This window comes from Pseudomonas poae RE*1-1-14, assembly GCF_000336465.1.
GTDB classification, from domain to species: domain Bacteria; phylum Pseudomonadota; class Gammaproteobacteria; order Pseudomonadales; family Pseudomonadaceae; genus Aquipseudomonas; species Aquipseudomonas poae.
Map to the genome: position 1 here is coordinate 3,015,205 of NC_020209.1, position 15,446 is coordinate 3,030,650.

Annotated in this window: 17 protein-coding genes; all 17 read right to left on the bottom strand. The window is 62.4% G+C overall.

Going from position 1 to position 15,446, the window contains the following annotated elements:
* Positions 1-361: 361 nt before the first annotated feature.
* The 17 genes from flhB to fliF all read right to left on the bottom strand — a co-directional run bounded on the left by flhB (position 362) and on the right by fliF (position 15,437).
* On the bottom strand, positions 362-1,498 hold the full coding sequence (gene flhB / locus H045_RS12980; protein ID WP_003236872.1) for a flagellar biosynthesis protein FlhB: 1,137 nt from the start codon (positions 1,496-1,498) through the stop codon (positions 362-364).
* 3 nt (positions 1,499-1,501) lie between these two features.
* The gene (gene fliR, locus H045_RS12985; protein ID WP_003236874.1) at positions 1,502-2,287 is read right to left on the bottom strand and encodes a flagellar biosynthetic protein FliR; all 786 of its coding nucleotides are present in this window, start codon (positions 2,285-2,287) and stop codon (positions 1,502-1,504) included.
* 4 nt (positions 2,288-2,291) lie between these two features.
* Positions 2,292-2,561: a flagellar biosynthesis protein FliQ gene (gene fliQ, locus H045_RS12990; RefSeq protein WP_003214552.1), complete on the bottom strand. Its 270-nt coding sequence runs from the start codon at positions 2,559-2,561 to the stop codon at positions 2,292-2,294.
* Positions 2,562-2,565: 4 nt separating this feature from the next.
* On the bottom strand, positions 2,566-3,309 hold the full coding sequence (fliP, locus tag H045_RS12995; protein WP_003236875.1) for a flagellar type III secretion system pore protein FliP: 744 nt from the start codon (positions 3,307-3,309) through the stop codon (positions 2,566-2,568).
* Positions 3,309-3,743: a flagellar biosynthetic protein FliO gene (fliO, locus tag H045_RS13000; RefSeq protein ID WP_003236878.1), complete on the bottom strand. Its 435-nt coding sequence runs from the start codon at positions 3,741-3,743 to the stop codon at positions 3,309-3,311. Before fliO ends, fliP begins: the two co-directional genes overlap by 1 nt.
* Position 3,744: 1 nt before the next feature.
* Positions 3,745-4,212, bottom strand: coding sequence for a flagellar motor switch protein FliN (gene fliN / locus H045_RS13005; RefSeq protein WP_003236880.1), 468 nt, complete (start codon positions 4,210-4,212; stop codon positions 3,745-3,747).
* Positions 4,213-4,254: 42 nt separating this feature from the next.
* Complete coding sequence (fliM, locus tag H045_RS13010) at positions 4,255-5,223, bottom strand: flagellar motor switch protein FliM (protein ID WP_003236882.1); 969 nt, start codon at positions 5,221-5,223, stop codon at positions 4,255-4,257.
* Positions 5,224-5,232: 9 nt separating this feature from the next.
* Positions 5,233-5,745: a flagellar basal body-associated protein FliL gene (fliL, locus tag H045_RS13015; protein ID WP_003236883.1), complete on the bottom strand. Its 513-nt coding sequence runs from the start codon at positions 5,743-5,745 to the stop codon at positions 5,233-5,235.
* Between the two features lie 128 nt (positions 5,746-5,873).
* Complete coding sequence (locus H045_RS13020) at positions 5,874-7,220, bottom strand: flagellar hook-length control protein FliK (RefSeq protein ID WP_041931510.1); 1,347 nt, start codon at positions 7,218-7,220, stop codon at positions 5,874-5,876.
* Positions 7,221-7,585: 365 nt separating this feature from the next.
* Positions 7,586-7,924: an Hpt domain-containing protein gene (locus H045_RS13025; RefSeq protein WP_003230980.1), complete on the bottom strand. Its 339-nt coding sequence runs from the start codon at positions 7,922-7,924 to the stop codon at positions 7,586-7,588.
* Positions 7,925-7,954: 30 nt separating this feature from the next.
* The gene (locus H045_RS13030) at positions 7,955-9,673 is read right to left on the bottom strand and encodes an ATP-binding SpoIIE family protein phosphatase (protein WP_032869863.1); all 1,719 of its coding nucleotides are present in this window, start codon (positions 9,671-9,673) and stop codon (positions 7,955-7,957) included.
* On the bottom strand, positions 9,670-9,975 hold the full coding sequence (locus tag H045_RS13035; RefSeq protein ID WP_003230976.1) for an STAS domain-containing protein: 306 nt from the start codon (positions 9,973-9,975) through the stop codon (positions 9,670-9,672). The genes H045_RS13030 and H045_RS13035 overlap by 4 nt, the downstream gene beginning before the upstream one ends.
* A 98-nt stretch (positions 9,976-10,073) precedes the next feature.
* The gene (fliJ, locus tag H045_RS13040) at positions 10,074-10,523 is read right to left on the bottom strand and encodes a flagellar export protein FliJ (RefSeq protein ID WP_003230974.1); all 450 of its coding nucleotides are present in this window, start codon (positions 10,521-10,523) and stop codon (positions 10,074-10,076) included.
* Positions 10,524-10,526: 3 nt separating this feature from the next.
* On the bottom strand, positions 10,527-11,885 hold the full coding sequence (fliI, locus tag H045_RS13045; RefSeq protein WP_003230971.1) for a flagellar protein export ATPase FliI: 1,359 nt from the start codon (positions 11,883-11,885) through the stop codon (positions 10,527-10,529).
* A complete protein-coding gene (fliH, locus tag H045_RS13050; protein WP_015372591.1) occupies positions 11,875-12,639 on the bottom strand; it encodes a flagellar assembly protein FliH in 765 nt (254 codons plus the stop codon). Before fliH ends, fliI begins: the two co-directional genes overlap by 11 nt.
* 10 nt (positions 12,640-12,649) lie before the next feature.
* Complete coding sequence (gene fliG / locus H045_RS13055; protein WP_003230967.1) at positions 12,650-13,669, bottom strand: flagellar motor switch protein FliG; 1,020 nt, start codon at positions 13,667-13,669, stop codon at positions 12,650-12,652.
* Positions 13,662-15,437 carry a flagellar basal-body MS-ring/collar protein FliF gene (gene fliF, locus H045_RS13060; RefSeq protein WP_003230965.1) on the bottom strand — a complete coding sequence of 592 codons (1,776 nt, stop codon included), beginning with the start codon at positions 15,435-15,437 and terminating at the stop codon, positions 13,662-13,664. The genes fliG and fliF overlap by 8 nt, the downstream gene beginning before the upstream one ends.
* Between the last annotated feature and the right edge of the window lie 9 nt (positions 15,438-15,446).

Sequence of the window (15,446 nt, forward strand, 5' to 3'; positions counted from 1 at the left end):
TGGCTGATTTGATCGGCGGCAGCGCGTACGGGCCTTTGGGTCGATGGATCAATTGAAAGGCCAGTTTCCGGCCGACCGAAAACCTGGTCTTGCCCCAATCTCTCTTGTCGACAAATACTTCATCTTTCCAGTCATCAGACCAAATCACCCACTCTTCCCTGATCCGATCGTAGGATTTGACAGCCCCGCTATACACCTTCAACACCGCTCTCCCCGCATCTAGCTCAAAACCTGCGTCACGTTTTCAATGCAATGGAACCGCGCACAGGTATTGCTGGCTACTGTCAAAGTTGACAGGTAGACGCTGCACAACAACGAGTGTTAGAGATGTAAAAATGGGCCACTGTGAAGCCACACCGCGTCAGGAATCGCGCCGCAGCTCCGGCGGAATCGGCAGGTCCTTGAGCGGGTCCGGCCGTTTGCCTTTACCCGCGCGGTACTGGCGGATCTGGTAGACATAGGCCAGAACCTGCGCCACGGCCAGGTACAGACCGGCGGGAATTTCCTGGTCCAGGTCGGTGGAATAGAAGATCGAGCGCGCGAGCGCCGCCGATTCCAGCAACAGGATGTCGTTGGCCACGGCAATTTCACGGATTTTCAGCGCGGTAAAGTCGCTGCCCTTGGCCAGCAGCATTGGCGCGCCGCCTTTCTCGGGATCGTACTTGAGGGCCACGGCGTAGTGGGTCGGGTTGGTGATGATCACATCGGCGTCGGGCACCGAGGCCATCATCTTGCGCTGGGACATTTCACGCTGCAGCTGACGGATGCGCTGCTTGACCTCCGGCCGCCCTTCCTGGTCCTTGTGCTCGTCACGCACCTCCTGCTTGGTCATCAGCAGTTTCTTGTGGCTCTCCCACAGCTGGATCGGTGCGTCCACCGCCGCAATGATGATCAACCCCGCAGACATCCACAGCGCGCTCCAGCCCACCAACTGCAAGCTGTGGATGATCGCCGACTCCAGCGGCTCGTGGGCGATGCGCAGCAGGTCGTCGATATCCGACGACAACACCGCCAGCGCCACGAACAGAATCAGGATGAATTTGGCCAGGGCCTTGAGCAGCTCCACCAGCGCCTTGGCGGAGAACATGCGTTTGAGCCCTGCCCCCGGGTTCATGCGGCTGAACTTGGGCGCCATACTGCTGGCGGCAAACAGCCAGCCTCCCAGCGCCACCGGGCCGATCAACGCAGCCAGCAACAAGGTGATCAGGATCGGCAGCACCGCCAACAGCGCGATATTGCCCGAATGCATCAGGTAATGGCCCATGGCGTCGGGATTGAGCAGCACCTCGCGCGGCAGGCTGAAGTTGTATTTCATCAACTCCAGCAAATCCAGGGCCAGGCCACCACCATAGATCAGCAGCGCGCCGGAACCGGCCATCATGGTCGCGACGGTGTTGAGTTCCTTGGAGCGGGCGATCTCACCCTTTTCCCGGGAGTCCTTTTTACGCTTCTCCGTGGGGTCTTCTGTCTTGTCCTGACCGCTCTCGCTCTCGGCCATGGCTCAGCGCGCCCGTGCCAGGTCACGTAAAAACTGCAGGGCGTCGGTCGCCAGCGGTTGATACTGATTGAGAATGTCAGCCAGGCCGACCCAAAAGATGACCATGCCCATTACAAGGGTCAGCGGGAAACCGATGGAGAAAATGTTCAACTGCGGCGCCGCGCGCGTCATCACGCCGAACGCGATGTTCACCACCAGCAACGCGGTGATGGCCGGCAGCACCAGCAACAGCGAGGCGCCCAGCACCCAGCCAAGGCGCCCCACCACTTCCCAGAAATGATTGACCACCAGCCCCGATCCCACCGGCAAGGTGGTGAAGCTTTCGGTCAGCACCTCGAACGCCACCAGGTGGCCGTTCATGGCCAGAAACAGCAAGGTCACCAGCATCGTCAAAAACTGCCCGATCACTGCTGCCGAGACGCCATTGGTAGGGTCGACCATGGACGCGAAGCCCATGCCCATCTGCACCGAAATGATTTGCCCGGCGACCACGAAGGCCTGGAAGAACAGGGTCAGGGAAAAACCCAGCATGGCACCGATCAGCACCTGCTCGGCGATCAGCAGCAAGGCACTGAGGTCGAGCGCGTTGACCGGCGGCATCGGCGGCAGACCGGGCACGATCACCACCGTGATAGCCACCGCAAAATACAGACGCACACGCCGGGGCACCAGGGTGGTACCGAACACCGGCATCGCCATCAGCATCGCTGTGACGCGAAACAGCGGCAGGATGAACGAGGCAACCCACGTACTGATCTGGGTGTCGGTCAACGCCAGCAGCGATTGCATGGGCTCAGCCGATCAACTGCGGAATACTGCCGTACAGCTGCAGGATGTATTCCATGAAGGTTTGCACCAGCCACGGGCCGGCGACGATCAGCGTGATCAGCATCACCAGCAGGCGCGGCAGGAAGCTCAGGGTCTGTTCGTTGATCTGGGTCGCGGCCTGGAACATCGCCACCAGCAGGCCCACCAACAGGCTCGGCACCACCAGCACGGCGACCATCATGGTGGTCAGCCACAGCGCTTCACGGAACAGGTCGACCGCTACTTCTGGCGTCATGGCCTCATACCCCTCCGAAGCTGCCGGCCAGGGTGCCGATTATCAGCGCCCATCCGTCCACCAGCACAAACAGCATGATCTTGAACGGCAACGAGATGATCAGCGGCGACAGCATCATCATGCCCATGGCCATCAACACGCTCGCCACCACCAGGTCGATGATCAGGAACGGGATGAAGATCATGAAGCCGATTTGAAACGCGGTCTTGAGCTCCGAGGTGACGAACGCCGGCACCAGGATGGTCAGCGGCGCCTGATCCGGGGTGGCAATGTCGGTGCGCTTGGACAGGCGCACGAACAGCTCAAGGTCGCTGGAGCGCGTCTGCGACAGCATGAAGTCCTTGATCGGACCCTGGGCCCTGTCGATTGCGACCTGGGGGGTGATGGTCTCGGCCAGATAGGGTTGCAGGGCTTGCTGGTTCACCTTGTCGAACACCGGCGCCATGATGAACATGGTCAAAAACAGCGCCATGCCAGTGAGGATCTGGTTCGACGGCGTCTGCTGCAGGCCCAGGGCCTGGCGCAGGATCGAGAACACGATGATGATCCGCGTAAAGCTGGTCATCAGCATGACGAACGCCGGGATAAAACTCAGCGCGGTCATGATCAGCAAAATCTGCAGGCTGACCGAATACTCCTGCGCGCCGGCTGCGTTGGTGCCCAGGGTGATCGCCGGGATCGACAACGGGTCGGCGCCCAGCGCCAGTGGCGCGACCAGCAACAGCATGAGCGTCAATAAAACGCGCATTACTTCTTATCCTTCTGATCCTTGCCCAGCAACTCCATCAGGCGCTGAGCGAATTCCGGCGTGGCAGGCGTGGACGTGTCCACGTTCACCGGGTTCTTGAGCACGTGCAGCGGGGTGATACGGCCCGGCGTGATGCCCAGCAAGATCTGTTCGCCGCCCACCTGCACCAGCACCAGCCGGTCCCGCGGCCCCAGCGCACGCGCGCCGATCATCTCGATCACCTGGCCATTGCCGGGGCCGATACGCTGCATGCGGCGCATCACCCAAGCCAGCACGAAGATCAGCCCTACCACCAGCAGCAACCCCAGCACCAGCTGGGTCAGTTGCCCGCCGACACTGCCGCCGACCACGGGCGCGGCCGCCTTCGCCACAGGTTCGGCCGCGAGGGCGCTCAATGGCAGCGCCAGACACAGTCCCGCCAGTGAATACTTCATGTCAGCGCAACTTCTTGATGCGTTCGCTCGGGCTGATCACGTCCGTCAGGCGGATGCCGAACTTTTCGTTGACCACCACCACTTCGCCGTGGGCGATCAGCGTGCCGTTGACCAGCACATCCAGCGGCTCACCGGCCAGGCGGTCCAGCTCGATCACCGAGCCCTGGTTGAGCTGCAGCAGGTTGCGGATGTTGATTTCGGTGCTGCCCACTTCCATGGAGATCGACACCGGAATGTCAAGGATCACGTCCAGATTGGGACCGTCGAGGCTCACCGGGTCATTGTTCTTCGGCATGCTGCCGAATTCTTCCATCGCCAGGCGCTTGCCGGCGGGCGCGGTGGCGGCATCGGCGGCCAGCAGCGCGTCGATATCGTCCTGGCCGACATCGCCGGTTTCTTCCAGGGCCGCTGCCCATTCGTCAGCCAGGGCCTGGTCTTCGGCGGAAGTGTTTTCGTGTTCGGTAGCCATTACATGTCCTCGGCGAAGCAAACATTCATAAAAAGAGGGGGATCAGCGCCGGTTGATCGGCTCGATCACCTGCAGCGCCAGGTTGCCCTTGTGGGAACCGAGCTTGACCTTGAACGACGGCACGCCGTTGGCGCGCATGATCATTTCTTCCGGCAACTCGACCGGAATCACGTCGCCGGGCTGCATGTGCAGAATATCGCGCAGGCGCAACTGGCGACGGGCCACGGTGGCGCTCAGCGGTACGTCGACGTCGAGCAGGTCTTCGCGCAGGGCCTTGACCCAACGTTCGTCCTGGTCGTCAACGTCGGACTGGAAGCCGGCGTCGAGCATCTCGCGCACCGGTTCGATCATCGCGTACGGCATGGTCACGTGCAGATCGCCGCCGCCGCCATCGAGTTCGATGTGGAACGTCGACACCACAATAGCCTCGCTCGGTCCGACGATGTTGGCCATGGCCGGGTTCACTTCCGAATTGATGTACTCGAAATTGACCTCCATGACGGCCTGCCAGGCTTCCTTCAAGTCGATGAAGGCCTGCTCCAGCACCATGCGCACCACACGCAATTCGGTAGGGGTGAATTCGCGGCCTTCGATCTTGGCGTGGCGACCGTCGCCACCGAAGAAGTTGTCCACCAGCTTGAACACCAGCTTGGCGTCGAGGATGAACAGCGCGGTGCCGCGCAGCGGCTTGATCTTGACCAGATTGAGGCTGGTGGGCACGTACAGCGAATGCACGTACTCGCCGAACTTCATCACCTGCACGCCGCCCACCGCCACGTCGGCCGAGCGACGCAGCATATTGAACATGCTGATGCGGGTGTAGCGGGCGAAACGTTCGTTGATCATCTCCAGGGTCGGCATGCGCCCACGGACGATGCGATCCTGGCTGGTCAGGTCATAACTTTTGACGCTGCCGGGCTCGGCAACCATTTCGGTCTGTACCAGACCATCGTCCACGCCATGCAGCAGCGCATCGATTTCATCCTGGGACAGCAGGTCCTGCACGGCCATGTCGTGATCCTACTGCAATACGAAATTAGTGAAGAGCACTTGCTCGACGGCGACTTTACCGAGTTCCTTCTGGGACACTTCCTGCACGCTGGCGGTGACTTTCTGGCGCAGCATTTCCTGGCCAACCGGGGTCACCAGGCTGTCGAAGCCCTGTGCGGATAACAGCATCACCAGGTTGTTGCGGATCACCGGCATATGCACCTTGAGCGCATCCAGGTCCGCCTGATTACGCGCCAACAGCGTCATGCTCACCTGCAGGTAGCGTTGACGGCCGTTCTGATTGTAGTTGGCGACAAAGGCCGGCAGCATCGGCTCGAAGATAGCCGGCTGCTTGGCGTTGGTGGCGGCCTCGGCGACGGGGGCCGGTTTGCTGGCACTGCTGTGCATGATGTACCAGGTGCCGCCCACTGAAGCACCAATGGCCAGGAGCAGACCCAGGACGATCATCAGGATAAGCTTGAGTTTGCCCTTCCCCTTGACCTTGCCTTCGGGTGCTTGTGCTGCGTCTTCGCTCTTCGCCATGCCAATAATCCGTCACTATTCTGGGATTCATAGATCTACGGAAAGGCAAGAGCAAGTGTTATGCCAGAATTGTCTGGTAGACAGGCACATATCCATGTGGGAGGGAGCAAGCCCCCTCCCACATTTAATCAGGCGTAGTAATCAACGGCGCTGGAGCCGATCACGCTGGTCGTTACCGGCGCTGTGGCAGCGGTGACTTCCGCGTGGTCAGCACTGTCGGCCCTGCCACCCCGTGCGCCGCCACTCACGCCGCGCATCTGGTTCTGCTGTTGCTGTTGCTGCTCCTGACCACGGGACTGGTCGGACACGTTCACGTCCACCTGGCCCATGCCCTGCTGAGCGAACATCTCGCGCAGGCGGCCGGACTGGCTTTCCAACGCTTCACGCACCACGGCGTGACCGCTCATGAACGTCACCTGAGCCTGCTGATCCGGTGTCATGTTGACCTTGATGTCCAGACGCCCCAGCTCGGCCGGCTGCAACTGAATCTCGGCCGACTTGAGGCTGGCGCTGGAGAGGTACATCACGCGGTTGACCACCTCTTCGGTCCAGCCGCTCTGGTGCATCGCCAACGGTGCGTTGGCTACCGGCGGCAGCGCATTGGCGGTTTTCGGGGTGGCGGCCTGGGTCAGCGCGGCCAGGCGATCGGCGAAGTTATCGACGCGGGTATCGCTGCCGGCGTTTTTCAGGTCCTTGAGACCGTCATCGATCAACGCGCCGAACGCCTTCTCGCCGCCCTGATGGGTGCTGCCCTTGGCGGCTTGCTGGTCCACCAGGGTGGCGATGCCGGCGGCAAATGTCTGCGCGGCGGTTGGCTGATCCTGGGTGGAGGTAGTCGGTGCGGCCTTCTGCGGCGCCTGGCTGCTGGCGGACACGTGACCGCCCTGTTCCATCGCCAAACGCACGGCGGGCATATCGTCCAGCGGGTCGGCGGCGGGGTCGAAGGCAGGCTTGGCTGCATCGGTTGCCGCGACAGGCGCTGCGACCGCAGGTTGCGTCTTGTCAGCCTTGTCGGGCTTGGCGGCAATCGGGGTCGGCGTTTCCGGCGGCACCGGCAAAGCCACTGGCGTGAGCGTGGCCACCAGGGCCGGGTCGACTACCGGATCGGCCGGCGGTTGTTGCGCCAGGGCCGGGTCGGTGGGTTTGTCGTCGTCACTGCTGGCGCTGTCGTCGGACTTGGCTGGCGGCGTGGCAGGCAAGGGTTTGCCGCTATCGGCAACCGCCGGCGTGCTGGCGGCAGGTTTGTCGCTGTCGGCAACCGGCTTGGCCGGGCTTTCGACAGGCTTGTCGCGCGTGGGTTTGGCCGGGCTGGCGTCGGGTTTTGCGGCAGGTTTTGACGCTTGGTTGGCGAACACTTGAGCGAAGCCAGGGCCTTTATCCCGGGGGTCCGCCGCCACTGAAGATGAAACGGCGACGGGCGCTTGAGGCTTGGCCGCAGGGGCAGCCTGAAGGAGGGCGTTGGGGGCGACTGGCATAAGTAGGGTCTCCAACTGCATGGGGGTCATGGGATGCAGTTGTGGAGATAAAGCAAGAGTTGGGCCAGGTTGGATTGGTTGGATATATATCGCCGCACTGGGCCAGTGCGCTAACCCGGTGTCCTGCCGGGTTACCCACGGATTCAAGCCTTCGTTCGGCCAGCGTGGTTAACGGGTCGCCTGAGCTCAAGAGCCGGAGCAAAGCAGATCAAAAGCGGTGTGATATCCATCAGACAAATGGAGATTCAAATGTGGGAGGCAAACAATCCCGGTCGGCTCCAAGGCCGCCGCACTCTTGCTTTTAATCAGGGAGCCCCTTCAGCCGGGCCAAGAATGATCGCCTCCGCCGTAAGGGCGGAACCCAATCACCCCGCAAAAACCCGCTGCAGCTCGCGCTTATACATGGCCCGAACCAGAGCAAACTCGCGGTCAATCTGATCCACCAACCCGCCAATATCCCCCGCCGACGCCATCTCCAACTCCTGACACAACAAGGCCAACTGCACCGCTCCCAGGTTCCCGCTGCTCCCCTTGAAACTGTGCGCAATCTGCCGCAACGCCTGCGTATCACCACCCGCCTTGTGCAGCGCCTTCACCCGCTCTTCAGAGTCATGCAAAAAGGTATCCAGCAAATGCGGATACTCCCCCTCCATGACCTCCTGCAAACCCGCCAACACCTGCGGGTCCATATGAACATCAACCACTTGCTCGCTCCTTGATCAAGAATCGCCGGATTATGCCAGAGCCCCCCAGCAAAACTCCACGCATACACTGCGCCCGCCATCCGACCAGCCTACAGTGCTGCTCAATTGACGCACCAGGCTGAGCCCCCGGCCAGACAGACGGTCGATATCCAGCGGCCGCGCCAGTATCTGCTCCACGTCAAAGCCCTGACCACTGTCCTCAACGCGCAAGCTCAGGGTGCCCCCGGTATCAGTGGGCACCACCTGCACATGCACGCGCACAAATCCCGTGTCCAGTTGCGCCAACCGCTCGTTGCGCAGACGGTAATACTGCGCAAACCCCTCGGCATCGCGCTTGAGCCGCGAGTCCAGCCCCAGCACGCCATGTTCCAGCGCATTGGAATACAGCTCGGCCATCACGCTGTAGAGCGCCCCGCTCTGCTCGCGCAGGCCGTGGATTTCCAGCAGCAGTTGCAGCAGGTAGGGCAACGGGTTGTAACGCTTGAGCGTGTCGGCGCGAAACTCGAAACTCACCGACCAGTCCAGCGGACACGACTGGCCGCTGTCGGCATACAAAGGCCCGGTCGCACGCAGCGACTGACCAGCCTGCAGGGTGATTTCCACCATGCTCACATCATCGCGCACCTCGCCGCGAAATGCCGCCAGCGCCTGCTCGATGTCTTCGAACAGGCGGTCCGGTTCGCGATTGGCGGCAAATACCTGCAGCAAGCGCTCGGCACCAAATAATTGTTCGTTGGTGTCGGCGGTGTCGAGCACGCCATCGGACAGCAAAAACACACGGTCGCCCAAGGCCATCGGCCAGACCTCGGTGCTGTCGTCAAACTGCTCCGCCGACAGCACGCCCAGGGGCAAATGCCGTGACATCAACGGCGTGCGCTTGCCCGTGGCGACCTCGTGCACATAGCCCTCGGGCATGCCGCCATTCCACACCTCCACCGCTCGCCGCTGGGTGCTCAGGCACAGCAGCGTGGCACAGCAGAACATGTCCGCCGGCAGGATGCGTTTGAGCTTGGCGTTCATCTCGCGCAAGGTCTGAGCCAGGCCATAGCCCTTGGCGGTCATGCCGTAGAACACTTCAGCCAGCGGCATGGCGCCCACCGCTGCAGGCAAGCCATGGCCGGTGAAGTCGCCGAGCAGCACGTGCATGTCACCCGACGGCGTGTAGGCCGCCAGCAGCAGGTCGCCGTTGAACAGCGCATAGGGCGATTGCAGGTAACGGATGTTCGGCGCCGCGTTGATGCAGCCCGAATGGGCGACCTTGTCGAACACCGCCTTGGCCACCCGCTGTTCGTGCAGCAGGTATTCATGATGCTTGGCGATCAAGTCGCGCTGCTGCAATACCGTGGCCTGCAGGCGACGCAGACGGTCCATGGCGTTGATCTTGGCCGCGAGGATCACCGGGTTGTAGGGTTTGGCCAAAAAGTCGTCGCCGCCGGCATCCAGGCACTGTGCCAGGGCTTCGCTTTCGCGCAGGGAGGTGAGGAAGATCAGCGGCACCAGCGCTTCCCCCGCCAGTTGCTTGATGCGCCGCGCTGCCTCGAAACCGTCCATTACCGGCATCAGCGCATCCATCAATACCAGGTGCGGGCGTTCACGGGTGAACACCTCGACCGCTTCAGCGCCGTTGGTGGCGGTGAGCACCTGATGACCCTGTCGCCGCACGATGGTCGACAGCAACAGCAGGTCGGCGGCGCTGTCTTCGGCGATCAGAATCGTCAGCGCCTCAAGCACGGGGGCCTGGACACTCATTCGATATCGAACAGTTTGTCGAAGTTGGAAATGGCGAGGATCTTGCGCACGTCGGAACTGCTGTTGACCACACGGATATAGGCCTTGTCGCCCCCCGCATGGTCGCGCAGCAACAGAAGCATGCCCAGGGCCGAGCTGTCCATGTAGGTGGTTTCCTTCAAGTCCACCACGACTGTCTCGGGCTTGGGGTAAACGTCTTCATAAACGTTGCGAAAATCCTGGTGGCTGCTGAAATCGAAGCGGCCCTTGATCACGATCGTCAACGTCTTCCCGTCCATGGATACTTTTTTTTCGACTGACATTTACTGCTTCCTTGTCATTGGCAATGTGACACAGGTTTAGCAGCTCAAAGGAATCCGAGCAACACAGCAAATCAATTGCACGAGAGCCCCTGCCACATTCAGAACGGGGACTGGCGAGGCAGACGTTGCGACAGCTCATCGAGCAGCTTCTGCTCGCGCTTGTCTTCCAGCGCGCGCGCTTCGTCGATGTAACGCTGTACCAGCTTGCGCAGGCCCTCGACCCGGGCATAGGCGGCCTGCCAACTTTCGCGCGCCTTGTCGAGGTTGTTCTGATGCCAGGCCAGGCTCTGGCGCTGCTGGCCGACGGCGGTTTCCAGTTGGTTGAGAAAACCCTGGTACCCCATCAGCCACTGGCCGGACACGCCCTTGCTGCCACGGTCGATCCACTGCTGCTGGTACTCGCCGCGAAAGCGTTCAAGGTCGCCCAGCTTGCTTTCGGCCAGGCGGACCTGCCCCTGAAAATACCCCAGACGCTGCACCGCAGCTTTTTCGGCCTTTTCGGCCATCTCCACCACCGGCGCAAGGCGTGCAGAACGCGAGTTGGCCATGGCTTAGCCGCCCGGCGCGGGGGCGAAAATCGACTGCAAGTGAGCCTCGCTTTCGCCCATGCTGATGTTGTCGTTGAGGCCCTGGCGCAGGTAGGTCACGAGTTGCGGTTGCAGGGCAATCGCAAGATCGGTCTCGCGATCACCGCCGGCCACGTAGGCCCCCACGCTGATCAGGTCGCGGCTTTGTTGATAGCGCGACCACAGTTGCTTGAACTGCTGGGCCCGGGCCATGTGCTCCGGCGTCACCACCGACGGCATTACCCGGCTGATGGAGGCTTCGATATCGATGGCCGGGTAGTGCCCTTCCTCGGCCAGACGCCGGGACAGCACGATATGGCCGTCGAGCACGCCCCGCGCCGAGTCGGCAATCGGGTCCTGCTGGTCATCGCCTTCGGACAATACCGTGTAGAACGCGGTGATCGAGCCCCCGCCCGCCTCGGCATTACCGGCGCGCTCCACCAGTTTGGGCAACTTGGCGAATACGGACGGCGGATAACCCTTGGTCGCTGGCGGCTCGCCGATGGCCAGGGCGATTTCCCGCTGGGCCTGGGCGAAACGCGTGAGCGAGTCCATCAGCAACAGCACGTTCTTGCCCTTGTCGCGAAAATATTCGGCGATGCGCGTGCAGTACATGGCCGCGCGCAAGCGCATCAGCGGCGCATCATCGGCCGGCGATGCCACCACCACCGAACGCTTGAGGCCTTCCAGGCCAAGGCTGTGCTCGATGAACTCCTTGACCTCACGGCCACGTTCACCGATCAGCCCCACCACGATGATGTCGGCCTCGGTGAAGCGCGTCATCATGCCCAGCAGCACCGATTTACCCACGCCGGTACCGGCAAACAGGCCCAGACGCTGGCCGCGGCCAACCGTCAATAATCCGTTGATGCTGCGAATGCCCACGTCGAGTGGCTGGCTGATGGGGTTGCGATTGAGCGGGTTGATCGTGGGACCGTCCATCGGCACCCAGTCCTCGGCCTTCATGCCACCCTTGCCGTCGAGCGGACGACCGGCGCCGTCGAGCACGCGGCCGAGCATGCTCATGCCCATGGGCAGGCGGCCGGTGTCGGCCAGCGGCACCACGCGGGCACCGGGGGCAATGCCGGCAACGCTGCCGACCGGCATCAGGAATACCTTGCTCCCGGAGAAGCCCATCACTTCGGCTTCGACCTGCACCGGGTGGTAGCTGTCGTCGTTGATCACCAGGCAGCGGCTGCCCATGGCGGCGCGCAGGCCTTCGGCTTCGAGGGTCAGGCCGACCATGCGCAGCAGGCGCCCTTCCAGAATCGGCTGGCCGGGCAACTGCGTGGCCTCGGCGTAACCGCCCAGGCGCTTGGCGAAGCTGGTGCGATCAAGGCGCATCCGGGCGGTCCAGGTCGATACTGATATCGGGTTCGCCCGGGTTCATGGCCTGTTCGTGCTGCTGGTCGAGCAACTTGGCCATGATCTGGCTGATGCGGGTTTCAACCGTGGCATCGATGCGGCTGTGTTCGGTCTCGACTCGGCAGCCACCGGGCTGCAGCGCGGCGTCCTCGACGATGCGCCAGGTTTCTTCATGGCGCTCGCGCAAGGCTTTGACCTGCTCGAAGTCCTGCGGATTGATGTACAGCCGCACGTTGCCGACGCCCAGAGGCAGCAATTTGAGCGCTTCGCGCATGACGCCTTCAATCTGGCTGGAGTCCAGCACCAGTTCGCGCTGGATCACTTGGCGCGTGATGTGCTGCACCAGTGCGACCATCGATTTTTCGATCTGCGCATCCTGCCCGGCGATCGGTTCGAACAGCCCGTCCATCAGGCGCTCCAGGCTGGCGAGCTTGACACCCAATGCCACCTCGGCCTCCTGGCGCACCTTGAGGGTGGTGCTGCGAAAGCCGTCCTTTTCGCCCGCCGCGAAGCCTTCGTTGTAGGCCTCCTGGCGGATGGCCTCCAACTCATCGAGGGTCAGCGGCTGGACTTCATCCAGCGGCACTTCCTCCATCTCCACCGGGGTTTGCACCACCGGCTCGGGTTCGGGCTCCGGCACGTGCGGGTCGAAGCTGGGCAACGACCAGATGTCGAACCCGCCCACGTCCCGCGCGCGAATCAGGTCGCTGGGCGTTTCATCTTTGCTCGACATGGGCAGCGCCTTAAATCATTTCTTCGCCGCCCTTCCCGCCGAGAACGATTTCTCCGGCTTCGGCCATACGGCGGGCAATCGTGAGGATTTCCTTCTGCGCGGTTTCGACGTCGCTGACGCGTACCGGCCCCTTGGCTTCCAGGTCGTCGCGCAGCAGTTCGGACGCGCGCTTGGACATATTCTTGAAGATCTTCTCCTTGACGTTCTCGTCGGAGCCCTTGAGCGCCAGCACCAGTACGTCCGAGGACACCTCGCGCAGCAACGCCTGAATGCCACGGTCGTCGACATCGGAGAGGTTGTTGAACACGAACATCAGGTCTTCGATCTGGCCGGACAGGGTATCGTCGATCTCGCGGATAGAGTCCATCAACTGGCCTTCGACCGAGCTGTCGAGGAAGTTCATGATATCGGCCGCGCGCTTGATGCCACCCAGGGTGGTGCGCGAGGCATTCGAATTGCCGGAGAACTGCTTCTCCAGAATAGTGTTGAGTTCTTTGAGGGCCGCCGGTTGCACGGTGTTCAGCGACGACACGCGCAGGATGATGTCCAGGCGCACCTTATGGTCGAAATGACCGAGCACTTCGCCGGCCTGGTCCGGGTCCAGGTACGCGACGACGATGGCCTGGATCTGCGGGTGTTCGTAGCGGATCACGTCGGCCACCGCGCGCGGCTCCATCCACTTGAGGCTGTCCAGGCCGCTGGTGTTGCCACCGAGCAGGATGCGGTCGATCAGGCCGTTGGCCTTGTCTTCGCCCAGCGCCGAGGTGAGCATCTTGCGGATGTAGCTGTCGGAGCCGACGCCCAGGCTGGTCTGGTCGCCGACAATCTCGACGAACTCGCTCATCACCTGCTCGACTTGCTCACGGTGCACATTGCGCATCTGCGCCATGGCCACGCCCACGCGCTGGACCTCTTTGGGCCCCATGTGACGCAGCACCTGGGCGGCGTCGGTTTCCCCCAGCGACAGCAGCAGCACGGCGGCTTTGTCGACTCGGGAGAGCTTGGCAACAGCGGCTCGATTATCACTCATCTGCGTTGATCCACTCTTTCACGACCTGGGCCACACGGCCCGGGTCTTCTGCTACCAGACTCTTGATTGCGTTCAGCTGAGCGTCATAGCCTTCGCTCGGGCTGGGCAACAGGATGCTTTGCGGGCCGCCGAGGCTGACGCGGTCGTTGGCCAGTTCGCCGTCCAGACCGCCCATGCCACCCAACTCGACGTCGCCACCGGCCAGGGCCAGTTGTTTCTTGCCGTTGCCGGTGATGTTATTGAGCACCGGACGCAGCACACCGAACACCAGCACCAGGATGAACAACACCCCCAGCACTTGCTTGACGATGTCCCAGAACCACGGCTGGGTGTAGAACGCCGCTTCAGCGATGACTTCGCCACGCTCGGCAGAGAACGGCATGTTGATCACGCTGACGCTGTCGCCACGGCTGGCGTCGAAACCGACGGCGTCCTGCACCAGGCGGGTGAAGCGCGCCAATTCGTCGGCGGTCCACGGCGCACGGGTCACGGCGCCATCGGCGGCGTTGACCTTGACCTGGTCATCGACCACCACCGACACCGACAGGCGATTGATGCGGCCCTGCTGCTGCTTGGTATGGCTGATGGAACGGTCAAGCTCGAAGTTCTTGGTGGACTGGTTACGCTTGTCCGCCGGGTATGGCGCGAGCATCGGCTGGCCGGTGGCCGGGTCCATGATCTGTTGGCCGTTGGCGTCGAGCAGCGGCTGCCCGGCGGCAATGGCGCCCGCCGTCGCGGCGGCACCACCGGTGGTTTGCGGGGCAGTGGCCGGCGTCGGTGGCTGGTTGCTCAGGGCACCCGGCACACCTTGCGGGCCACTGCTGGCGGTACGTTGTTCGCTGGTCGATTGCTCGCTGCGCAGCGCGGGCTGGTCCGGGTTGAACTGCTCTGAGGTCGACTCGACGGCGCTGAAGTCAACATCGGCGGACACTTCGGCCTTGTAGCGGTCGTTGCCCAGCACCGGTTGCAGGATGTTATGCACCCGCTGGGTGAGCATGCTTTCCATGCGGCGACTGTAGTCGAACTGCTTGCCGGCCTGGGTCAGCGCAGAGTTTTCGGCCATGTCGGACAAGAGGTTGCCCTTCTGGTCGACCACGGTGATTTGCGACTTGCTCAATTCGGGAACGCTGGTGGCCACCAGGTTGACGATCGCCAGTACCTGGCCAGGCTCCAGGGAGCGGCCGGAAAACAGCTCGACCAATACCGAGGCGCTGGGCTTGCGCTCATCACGCACAAACACCGAGCTTTTCGGAATCGCCAGGTGCACACGGGCGCCCTTGACGTTGTTCAGGCTGGAGATCGTGCGTGCCAGTTCGCCTTCCAGGCCACGACGGTAGCGGGTGGCTTCCATGAACTGGCTGGTGCCCAGGCCCTGGTCCTTGTCGAGGATTTCAAAACCGATATTGCTGTCGGACGGCGTCACGCCAGCGGCGGCCAGCTTCATGCGGGCACGGGCCACGTCATCGGCCTTGACCAGCAGGGCGCCGGAATTGGGCTCTACGGTATAGGCGATGTCGGCTGCGGCGAGGGTTTCCATGATCTGCTTGGAATCCATGCCCGCCAGGCTGCCGTACAGCGGACGGTAATCGGGTTGCTGCGACCACAGCACCACGGCAAAACCAATCGCCACGCTCGCTGCCAGGCCGACCATCAGGCCTACCTGACGCAGCATGGTCATTTCCGAGAGGTTTTCCAGGAACGACAGGCCAAACAGCGGCGGCTTGCCACCTGCCTTGGCGGGTACGTTATCGGTGACTGCTTCTGCCATGACTTAACT